General features: G+C 65.3%; 24 protein-coding genes. 12 read left to right on the forward strand and 12 right to left on the reverse strand.

The genetic code is table 11. The features are described from left to right. Positions 1 to 31: 31 nt before the first annotated feature. The 3 genes from preA to hydA all read right to left on the reverse strand — a co-directional run bounded on the left by preA (position 32) and on the right by hydA (position 4,321). On the reverse strand, positions 32 to 1,306 hold the full coding sequence (gene preA / locus AC25MA_RS00615) for an NAD-dependent dihydropyrimidine dehydrogenase subunit PreA (RefSeq protein WP_028692550.1): 1,275 nt from the start codon (positions 1,304 to 1,306) through the stop codon (positions 32 to 34). Next, positions 1,307 to 2,674, reverse strand: coding sequence for an NAD(P)-dependent oxidoreductase (locus AC25MA_RS00620; protein WP_213882994.1), 1,368 nt, complete (start codon positions 2,672 to 2,674; stop codon positions 1,307 to 1,309). It abuts the gene before it with no gap. Between the two features lie 207 nt (positions 2,675 to 2,881). Next, entirely contained in the window at positions 2,882 to 4,321 is a 1,440-nt protein-coding gene (hydA, locus tag AC25MA_RS00625; protein WP_062574509.1) for a dihydropyrimidinase, read from the reverse strand. A gap of 617 nt (positions 4,322 to 4,938) precedes the next feature. Here hydA and AC25MA_RS00630 point away from each other — a divergent pair. The 5 genes from AC25MA_RS00630 (at position 4,939) to AC25MA_RS00650 (ending at position 10,334) form a co-directional block, all read left to right on the forward strand. Further along, the gene (locus tag AC25MA_RS00630) at positions 4,939 to 6,429 is read left to right on the forward strand and encodes an NCS1 family nucleobase:cation symporter-1 (RefSeq protein ID WP_062359641.1); all 1,491 of its coding nucleotides are present in this window, start codon (positions 4,939 to 4,941) and stop codon (positions 6,427 to 6,429) included. Between the two features lie 51 nt (positions 6,430 to 6,480). Further along, on the forward strand, positions 6,481 to 7,767 hold the full coding sequence (locus tag AC25MA_RS00635; protein WP_069016340.1) for a Zn-dependent hydrolase: 1,287 nt from the start codon (positions 6,481 to 6,483) through the stop codon (positions 7,765 to 7,767). A gap of 207 nt (positions 7,768 to 7,974) precedes the next feature. Continuing rightward, the gene (locus AC25MA_RS00640) at positions 7,975 to 8,469 is read left to right on the forward strand and encodes a cysteine hydrolase family protein (RefSeq protein ID WP_062359445.1); all 495 of its coding nucleotides are present in this window, start codon (positions 7,975 to 7,977) and stop codon (positions 8,467 to 8,469) included. Then, on the forward strand, positions 8,466 to 9,155 hold the full coding sequence (locus AC25MA_RS00645) for a response regulator transcription factor (RefSeq protein WP_186595443.1): 690 nt from the start codon (positions 8,466 to 8,468) through the stop codon (positions 9,153 to 9,155). Before AC25MA_RS00640 ends, AC25MA_RS00645 begins: the two co-directional genes overlap by 4 nt. A gap of 6 nt (positions 9,156 to 9,161) precedes the next feature. Continuing rightward, positions 9,162 to 10,334 carry an ATP-binding protein gene (locus AC25MA_RS00650; protein ID WP_238348090.1) on the forward strand — a complete coding sequence of 391 codons (1,173 nt, stop codon included), beginning with the start codon at positions 9,162 to 9,164 and terminating at the stop codon, positions 10,332 to 10,334. A 75-nt stretch (positions 10,335 to 10,409) separates the two neighbouring features. On the opposite strand, the gene AC25MA_RS00655 is transcribed toward AC25MA_RS00650, so the two are convergent. Beyond that, positions 10,410 to 11,051 carry a DUF1109 domain-containing protein gene (locus AC25MA_RS00655; protein ID WP_069016343.1) on the reverse strand — a complete coding sequence of 214 codons (642 nt, stop codon included), beginning with the start codon at positions 11,049 to 11,051 and terminating at the stop codon, positions 10,410 to 10,412. Further along, positions 11,038 to 11,625, reverse strand: coding sequence for a sigma-70 family RNA polymerase sigma factor (locus AC25MA_RS00660; RefSeq protein ID WP_062359452.1), 588 nt, complete (start codon positions 11,623 to 11,625; stop codon positions 11,038 to 11,040). The genes AC25MA_RS00655 and AC25MA_RS00660 overlap by 14 nt, the downstream gene beginning before the upstream one ends. Positions 11,626 to 11,840: 215 nt before the next feature. Here AC25MA_RS00660 and AC25MA_RS00665 point away from each other — a divergent pair, with 215 nt between their 5' ends. From AC25MA_RS00665 to AC25MA_RS00680, 4 genes are read left to right on the forward strand one after another with little or no spacing between them, the layout of a single operon-like run. Next, complete coding sequence (locus AC25MA_RS00665; protein WP_028692560.1) at positions 11,841 to 12,116, forward strand: BufA1 family periplasmic bufferin-type metallophore; 276 nt, start codon at positions 11,841 to 11,843, stop codon at positions 12,114 to 12,116. 16 nt (positions 12,117 to 12,132) lie between these two features. Beyond that, the gene (bufB, locus tag AC25MA_RS00670) at positions 12,133 to 12,966 is read left to right on the forward strand and encodes an MNIO family bufferin maturase (protein WP_069016344.1); all 834 of its coding nucleotides are present in this window, start codon (positions 12,133 to 12,135) and stop codon (positions 12,964 to 12,966) included. Further along, positions 12,963 to 13,718, forward strand: coding sequence for an HvfC/BufC N-terminal domain-containing protein (locus AC25MA_RS00675; RefSeq protein ID WP_069016345.1), 756 nt, complete (start codon positions 12,963 to 12,965; stop codon positions 13,716 to 13,718). The genes bufB and AC25MA_RS00675 overlap by 4 nt, the downstream gene beginning before the upstream one ends. Positions 13,719 to 13,728: 10 nt before the next feature. Then, complete coding sequence (locus AC25MA_RS00680; RefSeq protein WP_096049848.1) at positions 13,729 to 14,196, forward strand: DoxX family protein; 468 nt, start codon at positions 13,729 to 13,731, stop codon at positions 14,194 to 14,196. A 49-nt stretch (positions 14,197 to 14,245) separates the two neighbouring features. On the opposite strand, the gene AC25MA_RS00685 is transcribed toward AC25MA_RS00680, so the two are convergent. Then, positions 14,246 to 16,438 (reverse strand): OsmC domain/YcaO domain-containing protein, encoded by a 2,193-nt coding sequence (locus AC25MA_RS00685; RefSeq protein ID WP_028692564.1) that lies wholly within the window; start codon positions 16,436 to 16,438, stop codon positions 14,246 to 14,248. A gap of 161 nt (positions 16,439 to 16,599) precedes the next feature. Between AC25MA_RS00685 and AC25MA_RS00690 the strand changes: the two genes are divergently transcribed. Next, a complete protein-coding gene (locus AC25MA_RS00690; RefSeq protein ID WP_486971683.1) occupies positions 16,600 to 17,280 on the forward strand; it encodes a phytanoyl-CoA dioxygenase family protein in 681 nt (226 codons plus the stop codon). Between the two features lie 157 nt (positions 17,281 to 17,437). Here the strand turns inward: AC25MA_RS00690 and AC25MA_RS00695 are convergent, their stop codons facing one another. The 4 genes from AC25MA_RS00695 to AC25MA_RS00710 form a co-directional block, all read right to left on the reverse strand. Next, the gene (locus AC25MA_RS00695; protein WP_028692566.1) at positions 17,438 to 17,725 is read right to left on the reverse strand and encodes a HigA family addiction module antitoxin; all 288 of its coding nucleotides are present in this window, start codon (positions 17,723 to 17,725) and stop codon (positions 17,438 to 17,440) included. A 593-nt stretch (positions 17,726 to 18,318) separates the two neighbouring features. Further along, a complete protein-coding gene (locus tag AC25MA_RS00700; protein ID WP_486971684.1) occupies positions 18,319 to 18,516 on the reverse strand; it encodes a DUF1737 domain-containing protein in 198 nt (65 codons plus the stop codon). A 519-nt stretch (positions 18,517 to 19,035) separates the two neighbouring features. Continuing rightward, positions 19,036 to 19,290, reverse strand: a complete 255-nt coding sequence (locus AC25MA_RS00705) for a hypothetical protein (protein ID WP_486971685.1) — start codon at positions 19,288 to 19,290, stop codon at positions 19,036 to 19,038. A gap of 355 nt (positions 19,291 to 19,645) precedes the next feature. Then, positions 19,646 to 21,445 carry a glycoside hydrolase family 15 protein gene (locus AC25MA_RS00710; protein WP_486971686.1) on the reverse strand — a complete coding sequence of 600 codons (1,800 nt, stop codon included), beginning with the start codon at positions 21,443 to 21,445 and terminating at the stop codon, positions 19,646 to 19,648. Between the two features lie 241 nt (positions 21,446 to 21,686). Between AC25MA_RS00710 and AC25MA_RS00715 the strand changes: the two genes are divergently transcribed. Beyond that, the gene (locus AC25MA_RS00715; protein WP_186595447.1) at positions 21,687 to 22,736 is read left to right on the forward strand and encodes a 3-oxoacyl-[acyl-carrier-protein] synthase III C-terminal domain-containing protein; all 1,050 of its coding nucleotides are present in this window, start codon (positions 21,687 to 21,689) and stop codon (positions 22,734 to 22,736) included. 60 nt (positions 22,737 to 22,796) lie between these two features. Here AC25MA_RS00715 and zwf read toward each other — a convergent pair whose 3' ends face one another. Then, positions 22,797 to 24,290, reverse strand: a complete 1,494-nt coding sequence (gene zwf, locus AC25MA_RS00720; RefSeq protein WP_062359462.1) for a glucose-6-phosphate dehydrogenase — start codon at positions 24,288 to 24,290, stop codon at positions 22,797 to 22,799. After that, a complete protein-coding gene (gene gnd, locus AC25MA_RS00725; RefSeq protein ID WP_277815863.1) occupies positions 24,291 to 25,310 on the reverse strand; it encodes a phosphogluconate dehydrogenase (NAD(+)-dependent, decarboxylating) in 1,020 nt (339 codons plus the stop codon). Between the two features lie 160 nt (positions 25,311 to 25,470). Between gnd and AC25MA_RS00730 the strand changes: the two genes are divergently transcribed. Next, positions 25,471 to 25,638, forward strand: a complete 168-nt coding sequence (locus AC25MA_RS00730) for a DUF6026 family protein (protein WP_172402379.1) — start codon at positions 25,471 to 25,473, stop codon at positions 25,636 to 25,638. Positions 25,639 to 26,069 lie beyond the last annotated feature (431 nt).

Genomic DNA, 26,069 nt, shown 5'->3' on the forward strand with positions numbered 1-26,069 from the left:
GCGGGCTTTTTCGTTTCCACACGGCATGCTCTCAACCCGCTTCACGGTAGGGATTGCGCGGATCCTGGGTCCAGTTCATGTACGGCTTGCCGGTCTCCTGCGCCTGCATGTCGATGCAGCCCTCCACCGGGCATGTGATCTGGCACAGGTTGCAGCCGACGCACTCGGCCTCGATCACGCTGTAGGCGTGGGTGCCGTCGGCCTTCGGGGTGCTGGCGATGGCCTGGTGCGAGGTGTCCTCGCAGGCGATGTGGCAGCGCCCACAGCCGATGCAGGCGTCCTGGTCGATACGAGCCACCGACTTGTAGTTGATGTCCAGGTACTTCCAGTCGGTGGTGTGCCCCACGGCCTGGCCGCGAAACGCCTCGAGGCTGCGGTGGCCGTGCTGGTCCATCCAGCGCGCCAGGCCGTCCTTCATGTCGTCGACGATGCGAAAACCGTGCAGCATTGCCGCCGTGCACACCTGCACCGCGCCACTGCCCAGGGCGATGAACTCGGCGGCATCGCGCCAGGTGCCGATACCGCCGATACCGCAGATCGGCAGGCCGTGGGTCTCGGGGTCGCGGGCAATTTCGGCGACCATGTTCAGGGCGATCGGCTTGACCGCCGAACCGCAATAGCCGCCATGGGTGCTCTGGTCGCCGACGATGGGGTGGGCGACCATGCGGTCGAGGTCGACGCTGGTGATCGAGTTGATCGTGTTGATCAGCGACACCGCGTCCGCCCCGCCCCGGTGCGCGGCGCGTGCCGACTGACGAATATCAGTGATGTTGGGGGTGAGCTTGACGATCACCGGCAGCGCGCAGTGGGTCTTGCACCAGCGGGTGACCATTTCCACGTACTCCGGCACCTGGCCGACGGCCGCGCCCATGCCGCGCTCGGGCATGCCGTGGGGGCAGCCGAAGTTGAGCTCGATGCCATCGGCACCGGTGGCTTCCACCAAGGGCAGGATGAACTTCCAGGACTCTTCCACGCACGGCACCATCAGCGACACGATCAGCGCGCGGTCGGGCCAGTCCTTCTTCACCTGGGTGATCTCGCGCAGGTTGATCTCCAGCGAGCGGTCGGTGATCAGCTCGATGTTGTTGATGCCCTGCACCTGCCGGTTGGGGCCGAAGTGCGCCGAGTAGCGCGACGACACATTGACCGCCGCCGGGTCCTCGCCCAGGGTCTTCCACACCACCCCGCCCCACCCGGCCTCGAAGGCGCGGACCACGTTGTAGGCCTTGTCGGTGGGTGGCGCGGAGGCCAGCCAGAACGGATTGGGCGCCTTGATGCCGGCGAATTCGATGGACAGGTCGGCCATTTACGCAGCCTCCACGTTGAGCATGAGTTGGGCATGGATGGCTTCGGCGGCCAGCTTGCCATGTTGCACGGCCTGGACGGTGAGGTCCTGGCCCAGCGCGGTGCAGTCGCCGCCGGCATAGATACCGGGGATGGAGGTCTGCATGTGCGCGTCCACCTGGATGCGCTCACCGTCGCGGGCCAGTTGCGCCGCCAGCGGGTCGGCCAGGCTTGCGTCATCGAAGCCTTGGCCGATGGCCTTGAAGATCGCGTCGGCGGCCAGCTCGAAGGTATCGCCGGTATCGCCCAGGCGCCCATCGACCAGTTGCGTGCGCGCGAAGCGCATGCCGCGCACGCGCCCGGCATCATCCAGCAGCACGGCCTCGGGCCTGGCCCAGGTGTGCAGACGCACCTGGTTGTGCTTGGCGATTTCCTGTTCATGAGCGGTGGCGCCCATGTCGGACACGCCACGGCGGTAAACCAGGTTGACGTCGCGGGCCCCCAGGCAACTCATCTGCACGGCCATGTCGATGGCGGTGTTGCCGGCGCCTAGCACCAGGCAGCGGTCGGCCAGCGGCAGCTGGGTGAGGTCGTCGGCCTGGCGCAGCTCGCGGATGTACGTGGTGGCGGCGAGCAGGCCCGGGGCGTCCTCGTCCGCCAGGCCCAGCTGGCGCGCGGCATCCAGGCCCAGGCCGAGGAACACCGCGTCGTGCTGGGCATGCAGCTCTCCCAGCGACAGGTTGGCGCCCAGGCGCTGGCCATGGCGGATCTCGATACCGCCGATGCCCAGCAGGAACTCCACCTCGCGCTGGGCGTAGTCGTCCACCAGCTTGTAGCGGGCGATGCCGTACTCATTGAGGCCACCGGCTTTCTCCCGCGCCTCGAAGATCACCACGTCGTGGCCGTGCATGGCCAGGCGGTGCGCGCAGGACAGCCCGGCGGGGCCGGCGCCGACCACGGCGATGCGCTTGCCGCTGGCCGGCGAGCGCTGGAACGGATGTTCGGTGAAGCCGGCGTGGTCCAGGGCGTAGCGCTGCAGCTGGCCGATCAGCACCGGCGCGCATTCCTGGGCGTTGTTGCGCACGCAGGCCTGCTGGCAGAGGATCTCGGTGGGGCACACCCGGGCGCAGCTGCCGCCGAGGATGTTGGCCGAAAGAATGCGTTCGGCGGCGCCCTGCAGGTTCTCGTCGCTGATGCGGTGGATGAACGAGGGGATGTCGATCTCGCTGGGGCACGCATTGACGCAGGGCGCGTCGTAGCAGTACAGGCAGCGCGCGCTCTCGACGGCGGCCTGGCGGGCGGTGAGTGGGGGCGCGAGGTCGCTGAAGGCCTCGGCTAGCTGGTCGGCGCCGGCCCGGGGGCGCGGCAAGTGGTTCAGGGCGTCGATCACGGTTGTAGCCTCTCGCTTTTTTATGGGCTCAGGCGGCGGTCACTCGCCTGTCCGTTCTGGGGGATGGCAGTCAACAGGAGCATGGGTGTTGTTATCAGGGGGCGCTTGCGCCCCTTTCGCGACACAAGGCCGCTCCCACAGCCAAAGCACCGATCCCTGTGGGAGCGGCCTTGCGTCGCGATGGGCTACGAAGCGGCCCCAATGGCCTCAGCGCTGAACCGGTGTCGGCCGCTGATGCTCGGCACGCCGCTCCAGCACCTCGTACACCGACGGGTACGCCGGCCGCTCCACATAGCGCCCCGCGCCCGGCTCGGCGCGCAGGTCGCCATCGGCCCAGAGCACCTTGCCCTGGCTGATGGTATGGCTGGGGATACCGCGCACGGTGCGGCCTTCGAAGATGTTGAAGTCGACCCGCTGGTGATGGGTCTGGGCGCTGATCGTGCGCGTGCCCTGCGGATCCCACAGCACCAGGTCGGCGTCGGCGCCGACGCGGATGGCGCCTTTGCGCGGGAACAGGTTGAAGATCTTCGCGGTGTTGGTGGAGGTGAGCGCGACGAACTCGTGGATCGACAGGCGCCCGCTGTTCACCCCGGCATCCCACAGCACCGCCATGCGGTCCTCGATGCCGGCGGTGCCGTTGGGGATGCGGCTGAAGTCGTTGCGGCCCATGGCCTTCTGCTCGGCGCAGAAGCAGCAGTGGTCGGTGGCGGTGGTGTGCAGGTTGCCCGACTGCAGGCCGCGCCACAGCGCCTCCTGATGCTCGCGCGGCCGGAACGGCGGGCTCATCACGTAGCCGGCGGCGGTGGCCCAGTCCGGGTCGCGGTAGACGCTGTCGTCCAGCAACAGGTGGCCCGGCAGCACCTCGCCGTACACCGGCTGGCCCTTGGCCCGGGCATAGGTGATCTCATCCAGCGCCTCGCGGCTGGAGACATGCACCAGGTACAGCGGCGTGCCAAGGGTCTCGGCGATGCGGATGGCGCGGCTGGCGGCCTCGCCCTCGACCTGCGACGGGCGCGACAGCGGATGCGCCTCGGGCCCGGTCAGGCCCTGGGCCAGCAGCTTCTTCTGCAGGTGATAGACCAACTCGCCGTTCTCGGCGTGCACTGTCGGCACCGCGCCCAGTTGCAGGCAGCGTTCGAAGCTGGCCACCAGGGTGTCGTCGGCGGCCATGATCGCGTTCTTGTAGGCCATGAAGTGCTTGAAGCTGTTCACCCCGTGCTTGGCCACCAGCTCGCCCATCTCCTCGGCGACCTGCTCGCTCCACCAGGTGATGGCGACATGGAAGCCGTAGTCGCTCGCGCTCTTCTGCGCCCAGCCACGCCAGGTATGGAAGGCCTCGAGCAGCGATTGCTGCGGATTGGGGATAACGAAGTCGATGATCGAGGTAGTGCCCCCGGCCAGGCCTGCGGCGGTGCCACTGAAAAAGTCCTCGCTGGCCACCGTGCCCATGAACGGCAGTTGCATGTGGGTGTGCGGGTCGATGCCGCCGGGCATCAGGTACTGGCCTGAGCCGTCGAGGACTTCGCAATCGGTGGGGGTTTCGAGGTGGCTGCCGATGGCGCGGATCAGACCATCGACACACAGGACATCTGCACGGTAGCTCTCTTCATGGGTAACCACGGTGGCGCCACGGATCAACAGGGACATGCCGTTTTCCTCGCAGGCTGACCGGTCTTCTGGCCGGTTCTTGGAATAGTTTCGGGCCGGGCGCTGGAGGTGACGCGCTCAATCCTGTCAGGCCTGACAAGAATCGAGGCTAGTATCTGATCGGATATTCATCAAGAAAAAATATATGCAAATATTATATTTTGTAACTGTTTGATTTTTAATAAAAAATTTAACAATTAACCAAAATGTGACACCCCTTCACCATTTTGACGCACTTGACAGGAAGCCAAATTGGTCAAGATTTTCTACGCAAAATCAGCAGTTTGTTTCCTGGCTGGAAGGCGCAGGCCGCGCCAGTGGTTTTCCAGGTTGCACCCGTTTGAACCACGCGGGTGGCGGACCGGCCAGACAGACGGCGCACCAGGGTGCCCACCCCACCCTCGTCGTCGCGCTGAAGAATGCCCTTGCAAGACAGTGAGTTACCTCCGTTTGGCGGCGGCCGCCGGGAAGGCGCGGGCTTTCCCGGCACGTTTGTTGAAAACGCAGGCCACAACCGCCTGGCCGGACCGGAGGAGCAGTACTGCTGGTGTGTGTACTCCGGCCATCGCGGCAGCCCGATGAGCGACAACTACAAGAAAAAAGACCTGGAGAACCCCATGCAACAGAGCAGATCGCAAGTGGTCGAGCAGCATGGCCTGTTCGAGCTCGACGCCGGCAGCGACGTCCTCGACAGCCCCCGCTACAACCACGACATCGCCCCGACCAAGGTGCACCAGCGCACCTGGAACAAGTGGCACATCACCGCGCTGTGGGTGGGCATGTCCATCTGCGTGCCCACCTATACCCTCGGCGGCGTGCTCACCGCCTACTTCGGCCTGAGCGTGAGCGAGGCGCTGCTGGCGATCCTGCTGGCCAACCTCATCGTGCTGATTCCGCTGACCCTCAACGCCTTCCCCGGCACCAAGTACGGCATCCCCTTCCCGGTGCTGCTGCGCGCCTCGTTCGGCATCTTCGGCTCCAACGTGCCGTGCCTGATCCGCGCCGTGGTGGCCTGTGGTTGGTTCGGCATCCAGACGATGTTCGGCGGGCTGGCCATCCACCTGTTCCTCGGCTCGCTGTTCCCCGAGTGGAAGGCACTGGGCGGCACCGGCGAGGTGATCGGCTTCATGCTGTTCTGGTCGCTGAACCTGTGGGTGGTGCTGCGCGGCGCCGAGTCGATCAAGTGGCTGGAGACGCTATCGGCGCCGCTGCTGGTGGCGGTGGGTGTCGGCCTGCTGTTCTGGGCGCTGCCGCACATGTCGATGAGCGAACTGCTGGCGCAGCCGCCCAAGCGCCCCGAGGGCGCCAGCGTGGTCGGCTACTTCTGCGCCGGGCTTACCGCGATGGTCGGCTTCTGGGCCACGCTATCGCTGAACATCCCCGATTTCAGCCGTTACGCGAAGAGCCAGAAGGACCAGATCCTCGGGCAGATCTTCGGCCTGCCGCTGACCATGTTCCTGTTCGCTTCGCTGGGCGTGATCATGACCGCCGCTTCCGCCTCGCTGGTGGGCCAGACAGTGTCCGACCCGGTGAGCCTGATCGGCCATATCCAGAGCCCCGGCTGGGTGGCCCTGGCCATGGCGCTGATCATCATCGCCACGCTGTCGACCAACACCGCGGCCAACATCGTCTCGCCCACCAACGACTTCCAGAACATTGCCCCGCGGCTGATCGGGCGCAGCCGCGCGGTCTGGCTGACCGGCTTCATCGGCCTGGCGCTGATGGGTCACGAGCTGCTCAAGAAGCTCGGCTGGATCGTCTCCGACCTGAGCCTGGAGAGCGTGTACTCCAACTGGCTGCTGGGCTACTCCAGCCTGCTCGGGCCAATTGCCGGGATCATGGTGGTGGACTATTTCCTGGTCCGCCGCCAGCACCTGGACCTGGCCGGGCTGTACCGCGACGACGTGTACCCGGCCTGGAACTGGGCCGGGTTCGTCGCCTTCGGCGTGCCGGTGGCGCTGACCGTGATGGCCATCGGCAACAGCAGTTTCAGCTGGTTCTACGACTATGGCTGGTTCACCGGCTCGCTGCTCGGCGGCGGGCTCTACTACGCCCTCGGTGGCCTCGCGGTGCGCGGACCGGCGCGGCTGGCCAAGCCGTTGCCTTGATGCACTGCAGCTCCCACGTGATGCCAAAAACAACAGCCTGAGGAGATACCCATGACCACCCTCGCCAAGGAAGTCCTGCAATCGAGCAAGCAGCACATCGACAGCGCCCGCCTGTGGCAGTCACTGATGGACCTCGCCCACCTCGGCGCCACGGCCAAGGGCGGCGTCTGCCGCCTGGCGCTGACCGACCTCGACCGCCAGGCCCGCGACCTGTTCGTGCAGTGGTGCGAGGCGGCCGGCTGCACGGTGAGCATCGATGCGGTCGGCAACATCTTCGCCCGCCGCCCCGGGCGCAACGCCAAGCTGCCGCCGGTGATGACCGGCAGCCATATCGATACCCAGCCCACCGGCGGCAAGTTCGACGGCTGCTTTGGCGTGATGGCCGGGCTGGAGGTGATCCGCACCCTCAACGACCTGGGCGTGGAGACCGAGGCGCCGCTGGAGGTGGTGGTGTGGACCAACGAGGAAGGCTCGCGCTTCGCCCCGTGCATGATGGGTTCGGGGGTGTTCGCCAACAAGTTCACCCTCGAAGAGACCTTGGCCAAGCGCGACGCCCAGGGCGTGAGCGTCGGCGAGGCACTGAACGCCATCGGCTACGCCGGCAGCCGCGTCGTGACCGGCCACCCGGTGGGCGCCTATTTCGAGGCGCACATCGAACAGGGCCCGATCCTCGAGGACCAGCACAAGACCATCGGCGTGGTGCTCGGCGCCCTTGGCCAGAAATGGTTCGACCTGACCCTGCGCGGCGTCGAGGCCCACGCCGGTCCCACGCCGATGCACCTGCGCAAGGACGCCCTGGTCGGCGCCGCCGCCGTGGTCGAGGCGGTCAACCGCACCGCCCTCGCCCACCAGCCCCATGCCTGCGGCACGGTCGGCTGCCTGCAGGCCTATCCAGGCTCACGCAATGTGATCCCCGGCGAAGTGCGCATGACCCTGGACTTCCGTCATCTCGAAGGCGAGCAACTGGACGCGATGATCGCCGAAGTGCGCCAGGTGATCGAGGCCACAACTGCGAAACACGGGCTGAGCTACGAGCTGGTACCCACCGCCGACTTCCCGGCCCTGTACTTCGACAAGGGCTGTGTCGAGGCGGTGCGCGACTCGGCGCGCAACCTGGGCCTGGCGCACATGGACATCGTCAGCGGCGCAGGCCACGACGCGATCTTCCTCGCCGAGCTGGGCCCGGCCGGGATGATCTTCGTGCCCTGCGAAGGCGGCATCAGCCACAACGAAATCGAGAACGCCGCCCCTGGGGATCTCGCGGCCGGTTGCGCGGTGCTGTTGCGGGCGATGCTGGCGGCGTCGGAGGCGATTGCCGGCGGGCGATTGGCGGCCTAGCAGGCGATAAAAGGACCGCGCGGGCTTGGCCCGCGACGCAGGCAACGAGGTGCATGGCAGCGGCAGTACCGGTGTTGGCGGGGCAAGCGCGTGTTACACATGCACCTTCCAAGAACCTTGGCTGAGCCCGGAGCAGGCCACTGGCCGCAAAATTCCCGCGTGCGGCGGTATACTCGCCAGCTTTCGAACCGCGCCCGGGAATCCGCCATGCAGCAAGTCCTGCTCATCGTCGATGTGCAATCCACCTTCAGCCCCTCCGAGAAACTGGTGGATGGCATCCGCGTGCTGTCGGCGCACATTCCCACCATCGCCTCGATCGAGCTGCACGACGAGCAGGCCACCCCGTTCCAGCGCCAGCTCGGCTGGCACCCGGCCGCTGAGGATGTGGCCCTGGTCGAGGCGGACAAGGTGTTCATCAAGCATGGCTATGGCCAGACCGCCGAGACACTGGACTACATCAAGCAGCTGGGCGTCGAACGCGTGCTCGTGTGCGGGCTGCAGACCGAAACCTGCGTGCTGGCTGCCGGCTTCGCCCTGTTCGATGCAGGCCTGACGCCGACACTGGTCACCGACCTGACCATGGGCTCCTCGCTGGACCGTTCCGGTCAGCTGGGCATCGACCTGTGGAAACACCACTTCGGCCACGTCACCACCGCCGCCGAAGTGCTGGCAGGGCTGCGCGCCCCGCGAGACAACCCATGACCCCCAAGCGCGTATTGATCGTCGAGGACGACGCCGATGGTGCAAGCATCCTGGAGGCCTACCTGAAGCGCGACGGTTTCGAGGTGGACATCGCCGAGGACGGCGCCCGCGGGCTTGCCCTGTTCCGTCAGCGCACGCCGGCGATCGTGCTGCTGGACATGATGCTGCCAAAAATGTCCGGCCCGGAGCTGCTGACCGAGATCCGCCGCAGCGCCGACACCCCGGTGATCATGGTCACCGCCATCGGCGACGAGCCGGACAAGATCGGCGCCCTGCGCTACGGCGCCGACGACTACGTGGTCAAGCCTTGCAACCCCAAGGAGGTGGTGGCCCGGGTACACGCGGTGCTGCGCCGCTACGGCACGCCGGCAGACAATCGCCAGCGCCTCGAGTGTCAGGGCGTCTGGGTCGACGCCGAGCGCTTCGTGGCCGGAGTACGGACCCGCGATGGCGAGGAGCAGGTGCTCGACCTGACCCGTTCGGAACTGCTTCTGCTCGCCGCGCTGCTGCGCACACCGACCAAGGCCTTCAGCCGCGAGGAACTGCTTGAGCTGTGCATGCCCGAGAGCGATGCGCTGGTGCGCATCATCGACACCCACGTGCACAACCTGCGGCGCAAGCTCGAAGCCCTGGGCATCAGCGGCGTGCTGGTGACCGTGCGCTCCGTTGGCTACCGGTTCCGCTGACCGCTTATGCGCAAACGTCCGCTGTGGCTGTGGGTCGGCCTGAGAATGACCCTGCTCGCCGTCGGCGCGGTGATCACCATTACCGTGTGCATGTACCTGTACTTCTGGATCAGCGACTACCTGGTGCTGCAATCGATGCGACCCGAGGACCGCGCCGCGCTGGTGGCCGGCCTTGCCGATGTGCCGCGCAACGAGTCCAGGCTGTGGCAGTTGCTGCAGACCTACTACGACATCCACGACTTTCTTCCCGGCCCCGGTAACAGCATCGACTGGCTGGTGCTCTACGGCTTCGTCATCGTGACCATTCCGTTCACCTTGATGGTCGGCCTGTACCTGTCCAGGCCGCTGTCCCGGCAGTTCCGCCAGATCGCCGTAGGGGCAAGGCGGGTGGCCGAGGGCGACCTCAGCGTGCGGGTCAGCCAGCACCCGCGCCAGCCCAAGGAAATGCAGCGCCTGTGCACCGACTTCAACAAGCTGGTCGAACGCCTGGCGCTGTATGAAAGCGAAGTGGCCGAGTCGAGCTCCAACCTGGCCCATGAACTGCGCACCCCGCTCAATGCCGCGCTGGGTCGGGTGCAGGGCATGCTCGACGAGGTGTTCCCGCTGTGCCCTGAGCAATTGCGCCTGGTGCAGAACCAGCTGTACAACCTCAACACCCTGGTGGGCGACCTGCACCTGCTGTCCCTGGCCCATGCCGGGCAGCTGCCCCTGCACATCAGCCTGTTCTCCCCGGCCAGGCTGGTCGAGGAGCGTCTGGCCTGGTTCGCGCCGCAATTCGAGGCCGCCAGGATGCAGTTGCACACGGCGCTTGCCGATGACGTGGTGATCGAGGCCGACCCGGCGCGGATCGGCCAGTTGATCAACATCCTGATCGAGAATGCCCTCAAGTACGCCTCCGACGGCCGCGAGCTCAGTGTCGCCGTGCGCCAGGCCAAAGACTGCGTGCAGCTGGAATTCCTCGATCGTGGGCAAGCGGTCGAGCAGAAGGACCTGGGCAACATGTTCGTGCGCTTCTGGCGCGCCGAACAGTCGCGGGCGCGGGTCAGCGGCGGCGGCGGCCTGGGCCTGTCGATCGCCCAGGCGATCTGCGAGGCCCATGGTGGCCGCATCACCGCACATCGCCGGAGCGAGGGCGGGCTGGCACTGCAGGTGACATTACCTCTGGTCACGACAGCCTGAAGGCTTGACACGTTGTCGTGTAGAAGCAGCCTTGCACCGCGAAAGAGCTGCGCAGCACCGCAAAAACGCACCCGATCACCAACGCAGCAGTCGAGGCCCTGCCACCGCCCCGACGACGGTCGGCAACAACATCCCCAACAGGTACCACAGCCCCCAGAACGGTACACCCATTTCCGGGCAGTGCAGGCAGTACACGAGGGTCGCGGTGGATCCAGCGAGCAGCCCGCCAGCTGCGCCGGCCTGGCGCAGCCGGGTCGGTGCCAGGCCGCGCAGGGCCCAGAACACGGCGGCGAATACGGGTGCCGAGAGCAGGGCTATGTTCAACGCGCAGGTGCGCCAGGTGCGGCCGAAGATAAGGTCGGCGCGGGCCTCCACCGGCGCGCCGGCCAGGCTGACGGCTGCCCCCAGCCACACCAGCAGCAGCGGCAGGCCGAGCAATCCCCACAGCGCGCCACCGCGCACACCCGGCCTGGCCAGGCGCTGGGTCAGCCACAGGGCCAGCAGGCCCAGGCTGGTGGGCAAGGCCAGCTTGGCCCAGAACAGCGGCGTGCGCGCCACCTCGGCCAGATCGCTGCGCACGCCGTAGATGGCAGCGGTCATCAGCAATGCGCCCAGCATGCCGGCCAGCAGCGCCAGCAGCAGCCGTCGCGCCAGCACGTGACGATCCACCGGCTCTGCGGCGGTCGCCAAAAGGCTGATCAGCTCATCGGTCTTCATGGTCGTCTTTACCTCGAATCAACCTTCCCAGGGCCTTGAGCCCCCGGTGTATGCCCACCTTCACCGCCGAACTGGACAGCCCGGTAAGACGCGCGGTTTCCTCCACCGACAGCCCTTCCAGCTTGACGTGGACGATGGGCAGTCGCTGGCGGTCGGGCAACTGTCCGAGCAGCTTGTTCAAGTCCCGGCGGGCCTCGGCCGGCTCTTCGTCGCCACAAGCGAACAACTCGCTGTCATCCTCCAGCAGCTCGTGACGCGACTCGCGCCGGGCCTGGCCGCGCCAGTGGTCGGCCAGCTTGTAGCGGGCGATTGCCTGCACCCAGGCGGTCAGCGGTTGCTGCGCCTGGTAGGTGTGACGGGCATTGTGTACCGCCAGCAGCACCTCCTGCAGCAGGTCCTCGACCTCGGCCGGTCGCTGCGCCAGGCGCCGACGCAAGAAACCACGCAGGTGCACCGCCAGCGCCGCGAGAAATTCGCGATAGGCCCCGGCGTCACCGGCCAGCCCAAGCAACAGCAGGGCCTGCAAGTGTGACTCGCGTGCACTGAGCACATCCTGTGGGTTAGTTCGTTGCATCGGCCGCCAGGGTTACACCGTCTGTGGGTTTCTTTTTTATCCAACCATCGCCGCAACGCCCTACGCAAGCACCGACGCCACCTCCTTACCTTAGGAGGCCGGCGCAGGTGGCGAAAAATATTTTCGCAGGCGCTGTAACCGCCTCGCCCATCACCGCGAACTACTCCATGAGCCGCCGGTACATCACCACGGCCCCACCTTCTGGAGACGACCCCATGAAAACCCTCGCCCTCGCCACCGCCGCCCTCGCCCTCGCCTCCCTGGCAGGGGCAGCCGTGGCCGACGACACCACCAAGGCAGCCACCATGGAGAAATGCTACGGCGTGGCCATGGCCGGCAAGAACGACTGCAAGGCCGGCGCCGGCACCACCTGCGCCGGCAGCGCGAAAAAGGACTACGACGGCATGCACTGGAAAAACGTGCCGACCGGTACCTGCACCTCGATCAAGACCCCCAACGGCATGGGTTCGCTGACCCCGGTCAAATCCTGAGCAGAGGCCATCGACCATGAACGGGAATCAGCCGATGGGCGCAGGGCTCGGCTTGAAGGCCGAGCACTATGACCAGGCCTGGGCCTGCCACGCCGAAGGGTTGTGGTTCGAAGTCCATCCGGAGAACTACATGGTCGGTGGCCCTCGCCTGGCCTGGCTGGAGCGGATGGCCGAGCGCCATCCGCTGTCGCTGCACGGCGTGGCACTGTCACTGGCGGCGGATGCCGAACCTGACGCCACGCACCTGCGGCGCCTGCGTACCCTGATCGACCAGGTACACCCGGCCCTGGTGTCGGAACATCTGGCCTGGTCGACCTGGCGCGGCCAGTACCATCCTGACCTGCTGCCCTTTCCACGCAGCGACGAGGCCCTGGCCCGTATTGCCGACAACATCCAGCGCACCCAGGACGCTTTGGGCTGCCGCATCTCCATCGAGAACCCCAGCCACTACCTGCATCTGCAGGGTCATGACCTGGATGAGATCGACTTCCTCGCCGAGCTGGTGCGACGCACCGGCTGCGGCCTGTTGCTGGACGTCAACAATGTGTACGTCAGCGCCCACAATCTCGGCTTCGATGCCGCCGACTACCTCGCCCGCTTCCCTGCCCAGGCCATCACCGAGATTCACCTGGCCGGGCACAGTCACGACGACCAGGGCGCACTGCTGGTCGATTCCCACGATGCCGCCATCGCTGCGCCGGTGTGGTCGCTGTACCAGCAGTTGATCGCCCGCATCGGTCCGCGCCCGACCTTGATAGAACGCGACGGCAACATCCCGGCGTTCGACGAACTGCTCGCCGAACGCGCCTTCGCCCAGGCCACCCTGGACCTGGCAGGAGCCTTGCCATGAACCTCAGCCTCGGACAGTTCCAGAACGCCTTCATCGACGCCCTCTATCAGCGCCCCGCGCCTGAGCTGGCGACACTGACGGCGCAGCCCGCGTTCGCGGTGTATCGCAACACGGTGCTGGCCGGTTGCGTCGAGGCCCTGCGCGCCAACTTTCCCAGCGTCGAGACCCTGGTCGGGCAGCAATGGATGCACGACGCCGCCGCGGAATATGCCCGGCAATCGCCGCCCTGTGATGTGCGGATGATCCGCTATGGCGCGGCGTTTCCGGCATTTCTCGAGGCGTTGCAGCCCGTCCATGGACTGTGCTACCTGGCGGATGTCGCACGGCTGGACTTCGCCTGGTGCGAAGCATTCAGCGCCGACGACGATCCCTGGCTGAGATTGGCCGACCTGGCCGGCATGACCGCCTCGGACCTCGAACACAGCCAGTTGAGCCCGCGCTCCGGCGTGCGCTGGCACTGGTTCGACCAGCATCCTGCCTACAGCCTCTGGCAGCACGGCCGCGATGGCAGGCCCTGGCCCGAGGACCAGCCCTGGGTGGCCGAAGGCGCCCTGCTCAGCGGCGACCGCGAAGGCGTCGTCCACCAGCCGTTGAGCCTGGGGGGATGCATCTTCCTCGATGCCTGTGCCGCCGGCTACCCATTGGACAAGGCCTCGCAGTTGGCCCTGCACGCCCAACCCAACCTGGACTTCAGTGACCTGCTGGGCAGGCTGCTGAATGCCCGGGCCTTGCGCCCGCTCGCCTTCACCTGAGGAAAACGCCATGGACATCAGCCACGCCAGTTCATCGCCCCACGGCCTGCGTTTCTACTGGAACCGCCTCGCCGAACAGCTGCAACGCCTGCTTGGCGACAGCGTCCTGTGCCTGGTCGCCCGCCTGGGCATCGCCTCGATCTTCTTTCTGTCCGGTCGGACCAAGGTCGAAGGCCTGCTGAGCATCACCCCCGGCACCTACGAGCTGTTCCAGAGCGAGTACGCCTTGCCGCTGGTGTCACCCTGGCTGGCGGCGCACCTGGCGACCTACGCCGAGCACCTGTTCCCATTGTTGCTGGTGCTCGGCCTGTTCACCCGGCTGTCAGCCCTGGCCCTGCTGGGCATGACCCTGGTGATCGAGATCTTCGTCTATCCGGACGCCTGGCCCACCCACCTTTCCTGGGCCGGCCTGCTCCTGCTGCTGATCGCCCGGGGCGGCGGTGCACTGTCCCTGGACCGGGTATTGCGCTTGCGTTAAGAAAAAAGGGTCGCCAAGCGACCCTTTTCATTCATTCGAGCGACTCGGCTCAGAGCCCTGCCGCCCGCGCCCGCGCCGCGTGCAGCTTCTTGTAGCTCTCCACCAGGCGCAGGTGGCGATCCAGTCCCTCGAGCTGCAGGTTGGTCGGCGTCAACCCATGGAACCGGACGCTGCCGTCCACCGAGCCCAGCACCGCGTCCATCCGCTCATTGCCGAACATGCGACGGAAGTTGTGCTCGTAGTCGGCCATCTCCAGCTCATCGTCCAGCACCACCTCCAGCACCACGTTCAACGCCTGGTAGAACAGCCCGCGCTCGACAGTGTTGTCGTTGAACTGCAGGAACATCTCGACCAACTCCTTGGCCTCCTCGAAACGCTGCAGCACCAGGTGGATCAACAGCTTCAGCTCGAGGATGGTCAGCTGGCCCCACACCGTGTTGTCGTCGAACTCGACGCCGATCAGCGTGGTGATGGTGGTGTAGTCATCCACCTCGGCGTTGTCCAGGCGCTTGAGCAGCAGCTTCAGCGAACGATTGTCCAGCTTGTGCAGGTTGAGGATATCGGCACGGAACCCCAGCGCGCGGTTGGTGTTGTCCCAGATCAGGTCCTCGACCGGGTAGATCTCGGAATAACCCGGCACCAGGATACGGCAGGCAGTGGCGCCAAGGTCATCGTACACGGCCATGTACACCTCCTTGCCCAGGTCCTCGAGGATGCCGAACAGGGTCTGCGCCTCCTGCTGGTTGGAGTCCTCGCCGTGGCCCGAGAAGTCCCACTCGACGAACTCGAAGTCGGCCTTGGCGCCGAAGAAGCGCCACGACACCACGCCGCTGGAGTCGATGAAGTGCTCGACGAAGTTGTTCGGCTCGGTCAGCGCGAGGCTGTCGAAGGTCGGCTGCGGCAGGTCGTTCAGGCCCTCGAAGCTGCGGCCCTGGAGCAGTTCGGTGAGGCTGCGCTCCAGCGCCACCTCGAAGCTCGGGTGGGCGCCGAACGAGGCGAACACGCCGCCGGTGCGCGGGTTCATCAGGGTCACGCACATCACCGGGAACTCACCGCCCAGCGACGCGTCCTTGACCAGCACAGGGAAGCCCTGCTCCTCCAGCCCCTGGATGCCGGCGACGATGCCCGGGTACTTGGCCAGCACCTCCTGCGGCACGTCCGGCAGGCACAGCTCGCCTTCGAGGATCTCGCGTTTGACCGCTCGCTCGAAAATTTCCGAAAGGCACTGGACCTGTGCCTCGGCCAGGGTGTTGCCGGCGCTCATGCCGTTGCTCAGGTACAGGTTCTCGATCAGGTTGGACGGGAAGTACACCGTCTCGCCGTCCGACTGGCGCACGAACGGCAGCGAGCAGATGCCACGCTCCTTGTTGCCCGAGTTGGTGTCGTACAGGTGCGAGCCGCGCAGCTCGCCGTCGGGGTTGAAGATCTGCAGGCAGTGCTCGTCGAGGATCTCGGCCGGCAGCGCGTCCTTGGGTCCTGGCTTGAACCACTGCTCGTTGGGGTAGTGCACGAACGCCGCATTGGCGATGTCCTCGCCCCAGAACTGGTCGTTGTAGAAGAAGTTGCAGTTCAGCCGCTCGATGAACTCGCCCAGCGCCGAGGCCAGCGCCGCTTCCTTGGTCGCGCCCTTGCCATTGGTGAAGCACATCGGCGACTGCGCGTCGCGCACGTGCAGCGACCAGACATTGGGCACGATGTTGCGCCAGGAGGCGATCTCGATCTTCATCCCCAGGCCCGCGAGGATCGCCGACATGTTGGCGATGGTCTGCTCCAGCGGCAGGTCCTTGCCCGGAATGTAGGTGCTGGTATCCGACACCGGCATCAGCAGCGCCTGGGCGTCGGCGTCGAGGTTGTCGACCTGCTCGATGATGAACTCGGGGCCGGTCTGCACCACCTTCTTCACGGTGCAGCGGTCGATGGAGCGCAGGATGCCCTGGCGGTCCTTCTCGGAGATGTCCTCGGGCAGCTCGACCTGGATCTTGAAGATCTGGTTGTAGCGATTCTCGGGGTCGACGATGTTGTTCTGCGACAGGCGGATGTTCTCGGTCGGAATATCGCGGGTCTGGCAGTACAGCTTGACGAAGTACGCCGCGCACAGCGCCGACGACGCCAGGAAGTAGTCGAACGGCCCCGGGGCCGAGCCGTCGCCCTTGTAGCGGATCGGCTGGTCGGCGATCACCGTGAAGTCGTCGAACTTGGCTTCGAGACGAAGGTTGTCGAGAAAATTGACCTTGATTTCCATGCGCAGGGGTACCAAAAGCGGGCGGGAACGGATAAATGGCGGGCATTATCCGGGATTTTTGCCGGAAAGTGTTGGCCTGCGACGAGCTGGGGATTGCTGCCCCTCGCAAAAGCCAGCCGTGCTTACTACGCTGGGTCATCGACAGGGAGAGCGAGACGACAATGCCCCATCACGCGACACTTCAGCAGGCCGGTTACGTCCTGCTTCGCCAGGCCGTCCCCCAGGGATGGCTGGAAGAACTGCGCCATGTGTTCGAGGCCGGGGTGAAACCTGCGCGGCAGTGGCCAGTGCCGCGCGCCGGCGACTGGCGTCACTCGCAACTGGACTGCGCCAAGCGGGTCCAGGCGGTCTGCCGCCTGCCGCAGTTGCTGGCAGCGGTGGGCGCGCTGATCGGCGAACGGTTCTTTCTCTACCAGGTGGAGGGCCGTGCCCCCGTGGCGGGTGGCGGCCACCAGGCGCTGCATCGCGACCTGTCGATGCAGCGGCCGGGCGACCTGGTGGGTGTCATGGTCTATCTGGACGACTACGGCCCGCACAACGGCGCCACCCGCATTGTCCCTGGCAGCCACCGGCCTGAACCGGGCGAGACGCCCTTCGACTACAGCGACGAATCCCGGAGCCTTCACCTGTCGGGGCGCGCGGGGGATGCCCTGGTGTTCGATGTAGACCTGGTGCATGCCGCCAGCCTGAATGCCAGCGGCGCACCGCGCCGCGCCCTGCTCATCGGCTATGCCGCCGAACCGCTCCAGGTGGCACTTCAGCAAACCGAGTATTTGCGCAATGTGCACATGAACACGCAGGAATGCTTCGAACCCTCGGACTACGTGTTCACGGCACCATGACCGGGAGCCTGCCATTCACCCGAATGATGGCCTTAAGTCACACAGCGTCGATATCGACGCCATCCCAGGCGATGTTGTTCAGCACGCTTGACGTTGTCATGCGTCACGTAGTCGCTCAAGTCGACACAACATCACCTGGCGCAACACTGCGGCGGCTTCAGGCTACCTGGTGAAGCCGCTTGATCACCGGTTGCTGGCGCTGGCGGACCTGCCAGATGTCGTAGTCAACCTGAATCGTCAGCCACAGCCGCGCCGTGCTGATGCCGGCCATTTCCAGGCGTACCGCCAGATCCGGAGAAACCGCCGCCCGGCCATGAAGGACCCGCGACAGCGCCTCCCGGGAAAAGCCCAGGTGCTCGGCGAATGCCTTCACCGTCAGGCCCAGGGTGGGCAGGACATCTTCACGCAGGGTTTCGCCGGGGTGAGGCGGGTTGTGCATAGCCATATTCCAGCCCTCGCAATTCAGAGCGGGAGAGTGTTACCCGGTACATCAGGTGCGCACCAGCAGCTAACTGTGACGCAATGCTTCACACATGGTGGTGCATCAGCCGCAGGAGCTATCCTTTCGAAGTCTTTGGGTGGTAGGGCTAGTGATCGAGTGAGGGCCACCAAGTGCCCGCCGCAAGCCTTGCAGCGCCTATGAGATCGAGCGCCGCCCGCGCGGCGCATCGCGGCACAAGGCCGCTCCCACATCTGTTTCGGGCCAATCAATCCTGTACCATTACCTGGTCCGCCTTGTTGGCCCGACGCAGTTTCAGCATGGGCGCCACTGCCGCCACCGGTCACAAGACATGCACCAAGGCTGGCAACCATGGCCTCACAGGTTCGGCACGTTGCAACAAATGTGGGAGCGGCCTTGCGTCGCGATGCGCCGCGCGGGCGGCGCTCGATCTCATAGGCGCTGCAAGGCTTGCGGCGGACACCTGGTGGCCCTCACTCGGTCGATAGCTATCGCGCCCAAAGACCTTAAAGGGCCTGCCCCTCACTTGCCGATAGTCATCAAGCATCGGCGCAGGCGGATTGCGGCATCCATCCGTCTCAGTCCCTGACTACCGGCCACAGCACCGCTTGAGCAGCCACTACATGTCCCTTGCTGCTATCGAAGGTCACACTGGGCGACCCATAAAGCTGATAGCCCAAAGCCAGGCTCTCGGAAATACGCTGGCAGAAACTGGCGTCGTCCTTGCCGGTGATCAGGCGATAGACCGGCAGGCCGTTAGGTGGGGTCGAAGGCATCTGAGTATTCCTTTCATGGCAGGCGTCTATCGCGTGCGGGGCCGGGCATCATGCCATAGCTGCCGCGTCGATTCGCCTCGGTGGGGCCTGAGCGGGCACGCTCCATAAGGATGGCACCGGCTGCGCCGGTATCGCGGGGCAAGCCAGCTCCTACAGGGTCTATCCTTGGCTGGAAATCCTGTCTCATACACTGCACAGCACCTGTACGAGACCCCAGCCCGTCGGGCTGCGCTGTCGCGCAGGGAACTGTCCCCTGTGGGAGCGGCCTTGCGTCGCGAAAGGGCTGCGTAGCAGCCCCAGGTTCTCAGTGTTGATGCAAAGATCGCCGGGGCCGCTCTGCGGCCCTTTCGCGACGCAAGGCCGCTCCCACAGGGCCTAGATAAATCAATAAGTTACTGTTTGTTCCATGAGAGCGGGCTTGCCCCGCGATAGCGCCAGCGCGGCCACCCACGCAGCCAACGTCAATCATCGCCAGACATGCCCACTTCAAGCATTGCTTTCCACGCGAGATGCGCAAACTCAATGGTGTGTCTGCGCCTGAACTGGCACCTGCACCTGCGCCAACGCGGAGTCCAGCAACGCGCGAACGGTTTCCATCTCGTGCACCGCCGTCAGCCCCAGCGTTGAACCGAGCGAATGCGGATGGGATACCAACACCGACTGATGGGCCACGACCAGGGCGCAGCGCACGTATTCCGCTGCCTGGATCAGGATGTCTTCAAGGTGATGAGGGGAAGGATTGGATGGCGGTGGATCGGGGACGATCTTCAACATGGCAGTGCTCCCTTTGCTTGGAAGATGCCGCCATTCACTACCTTGCAAGTAATGGTGGCGGTCGTGTGCAGGGCTGCAAGACCGGGGCAATAGGAGAAAACCCGGCTGGCCCGAGGGCCACCCACACACAACCGCCATAAATCAGCCACAGACATACGCCGGCGGCTTAGCGGTTAGCGCTAGGCTTCCTATCACACGCAGGCTTGCAGACCTGGTCGCTGAATTGGCAGCGACCGGGGGAGCCTAGGTTGCAGGGAGAGCCGTAGCAATGGCTGAAAGGCGGCAAAAGGATGATTCGGAAATGGACTACAAGCAATGAGGAAAAACTGATTGCCCAGCATCAGAAGTCGCAGGCTCAGTCACCGCCTTTCGCCCGATCCCGCACCGGACACTGCGCCCGGTGCAGGTTCAACGCCGTATTGATGATCCCGATATGGCTGAACGCCTGCGGAAAATTCCCCAGCATCCGCTTGCCCGCCGGGTCGTACTGCTCGGCCAGCAGCCCCACGTCGTTGCACAAGCCCGTCAGTCGCTCATACAGCACCTGCGCCTCGTCCTGCCGCCCCAGCAGCACATACACATCCGCCAGCCAGAACGAACACACCAGGAACGTCCCCTCCCCCGGCGTCAGGCCGTCGCTGCAACTGTCGCTGTCGTAGCGCAGCAGCAGGCCGTTGCGCAGCAGGCGCCTTTCGATCTGTTCCAGGGTGCGCAGAAAGCGTGGATCGTCGGCCGGCAGAAAGCCGGTCAGGGCGATCTGCAGCAGACTCGCGTCCAGCTCCGTCGAGCCGTAGGCCTGGACGAAGTGCCGGCCGCCGGCGTCCAGCCCGCGCCGGCAGACCTCGTCACGGATCTCGTCCGCCACCTGGCGGTAATGCCGACTGCGCTCTCGCCCCTCCTCGGTGGTATCGGCCAGGCCCGCCGCCCGGTCGAAGGCAACCCAGGCCATGACCTTGGAGTGCACGAAGTGCTGGCGGCCGCCCCGCACCTCCCACAGCCCCTCGTCCGGCTCTCGCCAGATGCCTTCCAGGTACGGCAGGATCGCACGGGCGATGGCTGCGCCGCGCGAGTGGCGCGGCAGCCCGCCCTTGATGGCCTGGGTCATGGCGTCGGCCAGTTCGCCGTAGATGTCCAGCTGCAACTGCCCGGCGGCGGCATTGCCGACCCGAACCGGTTGCGAGCCCTCGTAACCCGGCAGCCAGGGCAAGGTGAACTCGGGAAGATCCCGCTCCCCCGCCAGGCCGTACATGATCTGCATCTGCTCGGGGTTGCCGGCCACCGAGCGCAGCAGCCATTCGCGCCAGGCCTGGGCCTCGTCGAAGTAGCCCAGGTTCATCAACGCCAGCAGGGTCATGGTGGCGTCGCGCAGCCAGCAGTAGCGGTAGTCCCAGTTGCGCTCGCCGCCGACGCGCTCGGGCAGCGAGGTGGTGACGGCGGCGACCATGCCGCCGGTGGGCGCGTAGGTCATGGCCTTGAGGGTCAGTAGCGAACGACGTACCCGGTCGGTGTAAGGCCCGACATCAGGGCAGCGGGCGGCGAAGGCACGCCACTGCTCCAGGGTCTGTTCGAAGTCGTGGTCAATGTCGCAATCGGGCTGCACGGGCAGGTGCGAGGCCTGGTGGCAGAGGCTGAATACCTGGCGCTGCCCCGCGCCCACGCGAAAACGGGCGACGCTGTGGTGGTCGCGGCCATGGATTTCGGTGCTGCTGCGCAGGATCAGCCGATCGGGACCGGCGACGGCGCTCAGGGTCAGCGGGTCGATCTTTTCCACCCAGGGCACACTGCGGCCGTAGTCGAAGCGCAGCACCAAGTCCATCTCGAAGGCCGTTTCGCCGGCCAGGCCCTCGACGATGCGCAGCACGGCGTTGCGCTCGCCTAGGGGCATGCAGTCGAGCACCCGGGCGCGGCCACTGGCGGTGGTCCAGGTGGTATCCAGTACCAGGGTGTCGTCGAGGTAGCGGCGCGCACTGTGCTCGACCGGGTCGCTGGGGGCGATGCGCCAACGGCCGTTTTCCTCGTTGCCCAGCAGCGCGGCGAACACCGCGGGAGCATCAAAGCGTGGCAGGCACAGCCAGTCGAGGGCGCCGTCGCGGTTGATCAGGGCGGCGCTACGGCAGTTGCCGATGAGAGCGTAGTCTTCGATGTGGGCGGGCATCTCGGAGCCTCGGGAGGGAGGTTGAGGTTGGATGCCGGAGAGGGATTCAGGGTTCCGCTGAAGTGCTCTCGGGGTGGAGTAGAAGTTGTCGATATCGATGCCCAGGAACATTGATCCACGACATTGAGCCACTCTTTTCCTGTGCTAGAAATAGCGGGCCAGAGGCTGCTTACAGGAATGAGCATGCCTCTGCCAATGCGTAGCCATTACGCAGGATCAATCCCCTCAACAAGGACGTTATATGAAGATCGTCGGACTTTCCGCAATACTGCCGTCACGCCAAGTCACCAACCAGGACGTCATCAACCTGGTCGAACAACACTCCAGGGACACCTTCCAGGAGGACTTGCCGAAAACCTTGAAGACCATCGGCAAGTTGCTGGAGAAAAGCGGCAGCGACACCCGCCATTGGCTGGCGGCTGACGAGACGCCGATGGCCCTGATGGAAGCGGCGTTCGACGCGGCGCTGGCCCAGGCCAATATCAGCAAGGCCGACCTGGACCTGCTGATCTATCCCAACGTCACCCGTGGTTTCATCGAACCGGCCAACAGTACCTTCATCGCCAAGGCGCTGGGCCTGAACTGCCGCAACTTCGATGTGGTCGATGCCTGCAACGGCTGGGTGACGGCCATGGACGTCATCAACAGCAAGATGCAAGCCGGTGAAATCCGCTACGCCGCCATCGTCAACATGGAGTTCGGCATGTCGGAAGGCGGGCCGGTGATGCCCAAGAACTTCTCGTTGCAGTCGCCGGCCGAACTGGCCTACAAGTTCCCGAGCTTTACCATTGGCGAGGCCGCCGTCGTCACCATCCTGAGTAACGAGGCACCGGGGAACTTCAAGTTCTCCTATATCAACCGACCTGATCTGAGTGACTTGTCGACGATCTCCTTGCCGGACTGGAAGCTGTTCTGCAACGAGGCCGATATCGCCAAGATAGAACCGACCGGTGGCCAGTACCAGTTCAACTCCTATGCCGCCGCCTTGCATGAAGACGGGCGCAACGAAGCGATGAAAGTCTTCAACATGCAGAACCTCACCGCGGACGACGTGCACAAAGTGTTCATCCATACCGGCTCGCCAAAGATGTGGGAACACATTGGCCAGATGATTGGCGTCGATCACAAGTTGCATCACGTCGGGCACAAGACCGGCAACATCATTACCGCGTCGATCCCCTTCGGCATCTTTGATGCCATGAGCCGCGGCGAAGCCGAGCCAGGCCAGTTCTGCATGGGCTGGGCGGGCAGTGGCGGGATGGTGTTCTCGGCGCTGTCGTTTACCTTGTAGGGCTGCTCTGAAGACCTGCCGCCGTGCTGCAACGGCGGCAGGTTGCTATCCCCGCTGGCGTCACCCCAGCGTGTGCCACTCGCGCTTGTCCCGCGCCAGCAGCTCGTCGCCAGCCTCGGGGCCATCCTCCCCCGCCGCATACCCGTGCACTTCACCGCCCTCGGCCGCCCAGGCATCGAGGAACGGTTGCACCGCGCGCCAGCCGTTCTCGATGTTGTCGGCTCGCTGGAACAGGGTCTGGTCGCCGGTGAGGCAGTCGTAGATCAGCGTCTCGTAACCGGTCGCCGGGGTCATCTTGAAGAAGTCCTTGTAGGCGAAGCCCATCTCGACATTTTCCATCACCAGCTCCGGCCCTGGGCGCTTGGCCTGCAGGTCGAACCACATGCCTTCGTTGGGCTGGATCTGGATCTTCAGGTAGTTCGGCTTGGGCCGCTCCAGCTCGCTTTCGCGAAACTGCGCGTAGGGCGCCGGCTTGAAGCAGATGGCGATCTCGGTGTCGCGCACGCTCATGCGCTTGCCGGTACGCAGGTAGAACGGCACCCCGGCCCAGCGCCAGTTGTCGATCATCACCTTGAGGGCCACGTAGGTCTCGGTCTGGCTGTGCGGGGCGACGTTGGCCTCCTCGCGATAACCGGGCAGTTGCTTGCGGCCCTGCTTGCCGGCGCTGTACTGGCCACGCACGGAATTGCGCAGGGCCATCTTGTGCGACCAGGGGCGGATGGCGCCGATCACCTTGGCCTTTTCACCGCGCACGGCGTCGGCGCCGAAGGCCGCCGGTGGCTCCATGGCGACCATGGCCAGCAACTGGAACAGGTGGTTGGGCACCATGTCGCGCAGGGCGCCAGTGTTGTCGTAGAACGCCCCGCGCGTCTCGACGCCGACAGTTTCGGCGGCGGTGATCTGCACGTGGTCGATGTAATGATTGTTCCAGAACGATTCGAACAGGCCGTTGGAGAAACGGCTGACCAGGATGTTCTGGACGGTCTCCTTGCCCAGATAATGGTCGATACGGTAGATCTGCCGCTCGTTCATCACCTTGAGCAGGCGGGCGTTGAGCGCCTCGGCGCTGGCCAGGTCAGTGCCGAAGGGCTTTTCCACCACCACCCGGCGAAAGCCACCGCCCGACTCGTCGAGCAGGCCGGCATCGCCCAGGCGCTGGGCCACCTCGGGGAAAAAGCGTGGCGAGGTGGCCAGGTAGAAGATGGCGTTGCCGTGGCGCGTCTTGTCGATGCGCCGGGCCAGGGCCTGGTAAGTCTGCGGATCGAGGAAATCGCCGGTCTGGTAGTCCAGGCGCTTGGCCAGGCGTGCCCAGAGCTTCTCGTCCAGGCACTTGCCGGCATCGCGCTCGGCCATGAAGGCATGCAGGCGCTCGGCGAAAGCCTCGGCCGTGGCGGCATTGTGGTCGACTCCGACGATGCGCATGTTGCGATCGAGCAGGCCGTCACGGCTGAGGTTGTACAGCGCCGGCATCAGCAGGCGCTTGACCAGGTCGCCGCTGGCGCCGAACAGGAATAGGGTGCAGGGCGGCGCAGCGGGGATGGTCGATTTGCTCATTCAGTCCTTCTTCTTCTCGACGTGGCCGCCAAAGCCCAGGCGCATGGCGGAAAGGATCTTGTCACCGTAGGTGCCCTGCTGCTGGCGCGAGCGGAAGCGGGCGAACAGCGCGCTGGACAGCACCGGCACCGGCACGGCCTGCTCGACGGCGGCGTCGATGGTCCAGCGGCCTTCGCCGCTGTCGGACACCGAGCCACTGAACTCGGTCAGTTGTGGGTCGGCGACCAGCGCGTCGGCGGTCAGGTCCAGCAGCCAGGAGGTGACCACGCTGCCGCGGCGCCACACTTCGGCGATCTCGGCCACATTCAGGTCGAAGCGCTGGTCCTCCGGCAGTTCCGGGCCGCCCTTGCTGCGCAGCAGGTCGAAGCCTTCGGCGTAGGCCTGCATCAGGCCGTACTCGATGCCGTTGTGCACCATCTTCACGTAGTGGCCGGCACCGGGCGGGCCGGCGTGGATGTAGCCGTGCTCGGCGCGCTCGTGCTCGCCGCTGCGGCCCTGGGTGCGCGGAATGTCGCCGACGCCCGGGGCGAGGGCCTCGAACAGCGGTTCCAGGCGCTCGAACACCGCCTTCTCGCCGCCGATCATCATGCAGTAGCCACGGTCCAGGCCCCACACGCCGCCGGAGGTGCCGACGTCGAGGTAGTGCAGGCCACGCTTGCCCAGCTCGGCGGCGCGGCGCACATCGTCCTTGTAGAAGGTGTTGCCGCCATCGATGATGGCGTCGCCCGGCTCGAGCAGGTCGGCCAGCTGGGCGATGGTCTGCTCGGTGATTTCGCCCGCCGGCAGCATGACCCACACTGCCCGCGGCGCCTTGAGTTTCTGCACCAGCGCACCGAGGTCGTGGGCGCCCACGGCACCTTCGCCTTCCAGGGTGGTGATGGCTTCGCGGTTGCGATCGTGGACCACAGTGCTGTGACCTGCGCGCATCAGGCGCCTTGCGATATTGCCGCCCATGCGGCCAAGCCCGATGATTCCCAGTTGCATGTGACGACGCTCCCGTTGGTTTTGCTTTACAACAATTGACGATTTCAGATTAGTCCAGCGTTCTGGCGGAGGGTTCACCGACGAACGGGGCGACAACGATAAACAAAAAAGTTCCCAAGGGCCTGCGAAGAATTCAGAATGCGCGCCGCGCGAAGCGACTACGCTTCAAATTGTCACCAGCCATGCGAGGTGTGCCATGGGTACCCTGATGCCAGCCACTCCCACCCAGACCCTCTATGTCACCGTGCGCCGCGACGAGCTGCGCCAGTTGAAGGACGAACGTGACCAGTTGCGTCAGCAGGTCGCCCAGCTGAACCTGCTGCTCGAGCAGGCCCGCGTGCACGGCAAGGCCGCCGGTCTCTGATTCACCCTTCCTGTGTGGGAGCACCTTGGCTCCCACCCGCTCACTGACGCCCTTCCTTGTTGCCGTATCGCGCCCGTCGCGGGTCGAACCCGTAACGTAGCGCTGCGACCCTCATATTTTGCAACAACTCGCCAACGTTTGCGCGGGCAAACGTCCGCGAGAAACATGACCAACGGGTCACTTTTCTTGCATTTGGTCTCCTACACTGCAGTTTCGGCCCGCGTTTTGCTCATAAAAAAAGTGACGTAAAAAAGTCGAACTTTGCAAAGCACGGGCAGGTCAGGACTTAAGTGGGCCGGTGCAAAAGGACTTCCTCACGCCAGGCCCGCCCACCCCAACCAGTCAATACGTCTTTCGGCCGGAATGCCGAACGTGCCGTGCCTGCGCGCACGAATCTGGGGCAAGGACCGCACTACGAAGATGCAACAACG

The sequence above is a fragment of the Pseudomonas sp. P65(2024) genome, assembly GCF_057480955.1.

Excerpts from the sequence above, each read along its gene's own strand:
- hydA (WP_062574509.1), bottom strand. The coding sequence starts at position 4,321 with ATGTCCCTGTTGATCCGTGGCGCCACCGTGGTTACCCATGAAGAGAGC.
- AC25MA_RS00680 (WP_096049848.1), top strand. The coding sequence starts at position 13,729 with ATGGACATCAGCCACGCCAGTTCATCGCCCCACGGCCTGCGTTTCTAC.
- AC25MA_RS00685 (WP_028692564.1), bottom strand. The coding sequence starts at position 16,438 with ATGGAAATCAAGGTCAATTTTCTCGACAACCTTCGTCTCGAAGCCAAG.
- AC25MA_RS00630 (WP_062359641.1), top strand. The coding sequence starts at position 4,939 with ATGCAACAGAGCAGATCGCAAGTGGTCGAGCAGCATGGCCTGTTCGAG.
- AC25MA_RS00635 (WP_069016340.1), top strand. The coding sequence starts at position 6,481 with ATGACCACCCTCGCCAAGGAAGTCCTGCAATCGAGCAAGCAGCACATC.
- AC25MA_RS00645 (WP_186595443.1), top strand. The coding sequence starts at position 8,466 with ATGACCCCCAAGCGCGTATTGATCGTCGAGGACGACGCCGATGGTGCA.
- AC25MA_RS00665 (WP_028692560.1), top strand. The coding sequence starts at position 11,841 with ATGAAAACCCTCGCCCTCGCCACCGCCGCCCTCGCCCTCGCCTCCCTG.
- AC25MA_RS00675 (WP_069016345.1), top strand. The coding sequence starts at position 12,963 with ATGAACCTCAGCCTCGGACAGTTCCAGAACGCCTTCATCGACGCCCTC.
- AC25MA_RS00690 (WP_486971683.1), top strand. The coding sequence starts at position 16,600 with ATGCCCCATCACGCGACACTTCAGCAGGCCGGTTACGTCCTGCTTCGC.
- AC25MA_RS00705 (WP_486971685.1), bottom strand. The coding sequence starts at position 19,290 with ATGTTGAAGATCGTCCCCGATCCACCGCCATCCAATCCTTCCCCTCAT.
- AC25MA_RS00695 (WP_028692566.1), bottom strand. The coding sequence starts at position 17,725 with ATGGCTATGCACAACCCGCCTCACCCCGGCGAAACCCTGCGTGAAGAT.
- AC25MA_RS00655 (WP_069016343.1), bottom strand. The coding sequence starts at position 11,051 with ATGAAGACCGATGAGCTGATCAGCCTTTTGGCGACCGCCGCAGAGCCG.
- zwf (WP_062359462.1), bottom strand. The coding sequence starts at position 24,290 with ATGAGCAAATCGACCATCCCCGCTGCGCCGCCCTGCACCCTATTCCTG.
- bufB (WP_069016344.1), top strand. The coding sequence starts at position 12,133 with ATGAACGGGAATCAGCCGATGGGCGCAGGGCTCGGCTTGAAGGCCGAG.
- AC25MA_RS00650 (WP_238348090.1), top strand. The coding sequence starts at position 9,162 with ATGCGCAAACGTCCGCTGTGGCTGTGGGTCGGCCTGAGAATGACCCTG.
- AC25MA_RS00715 (WP_186595447.1), top strand. The coding sequence starts at position 21,687 with ATGAAGATCGTCGGACTTTCCGCAATACTGCCGTCACGCCAAGTCACC.
- preA (WP_028692550.1), bottom strand. The coding sequence starts at position 1,306 with ATGGCCGACCTGTCCATCGAATTCGCCGGCATCAAGGCGCCCAATCCG.
- AC25MA_RS00730 (WP_172402379.1), top strand. The coding sequence starts at position 25,471 with ATGGGTACCCTGATGCCAGCCACTCCCACCCAGACCCTCTATGTCACC.
- AC25MA_RS00700 (WP_486971684.1), bottom strand. The coding sequence starts at position 18,516 with ATGCCTTCGACCCCACCTAACGGCCTGCCGGTCTATCGCCTGATCACC.
- AC25MA_RS00660 (WP_062359452.1), bottom strand. The coding sequence starts at position 11,625 with ATGCAACGAACTAACCCACAGGATGTGCTCAGTGCACGCGAGTCACAC.
- AC25MA_RS00640 (WP_062359445.1), top strand. The coding sequence starts at position 7,975 with ATGCAGCAAGTCCTGCTCATCGTCGATGTGCAATCCACCTTCAGCCCC.
- AC25MA_RS00710 (WP_486971686.1), bottom strand. The coding sequence starts at position 21,445 with ATGCCCGCCCACATCGAAGACTACGCTCTCATCGGCAACTGCCGTAGC.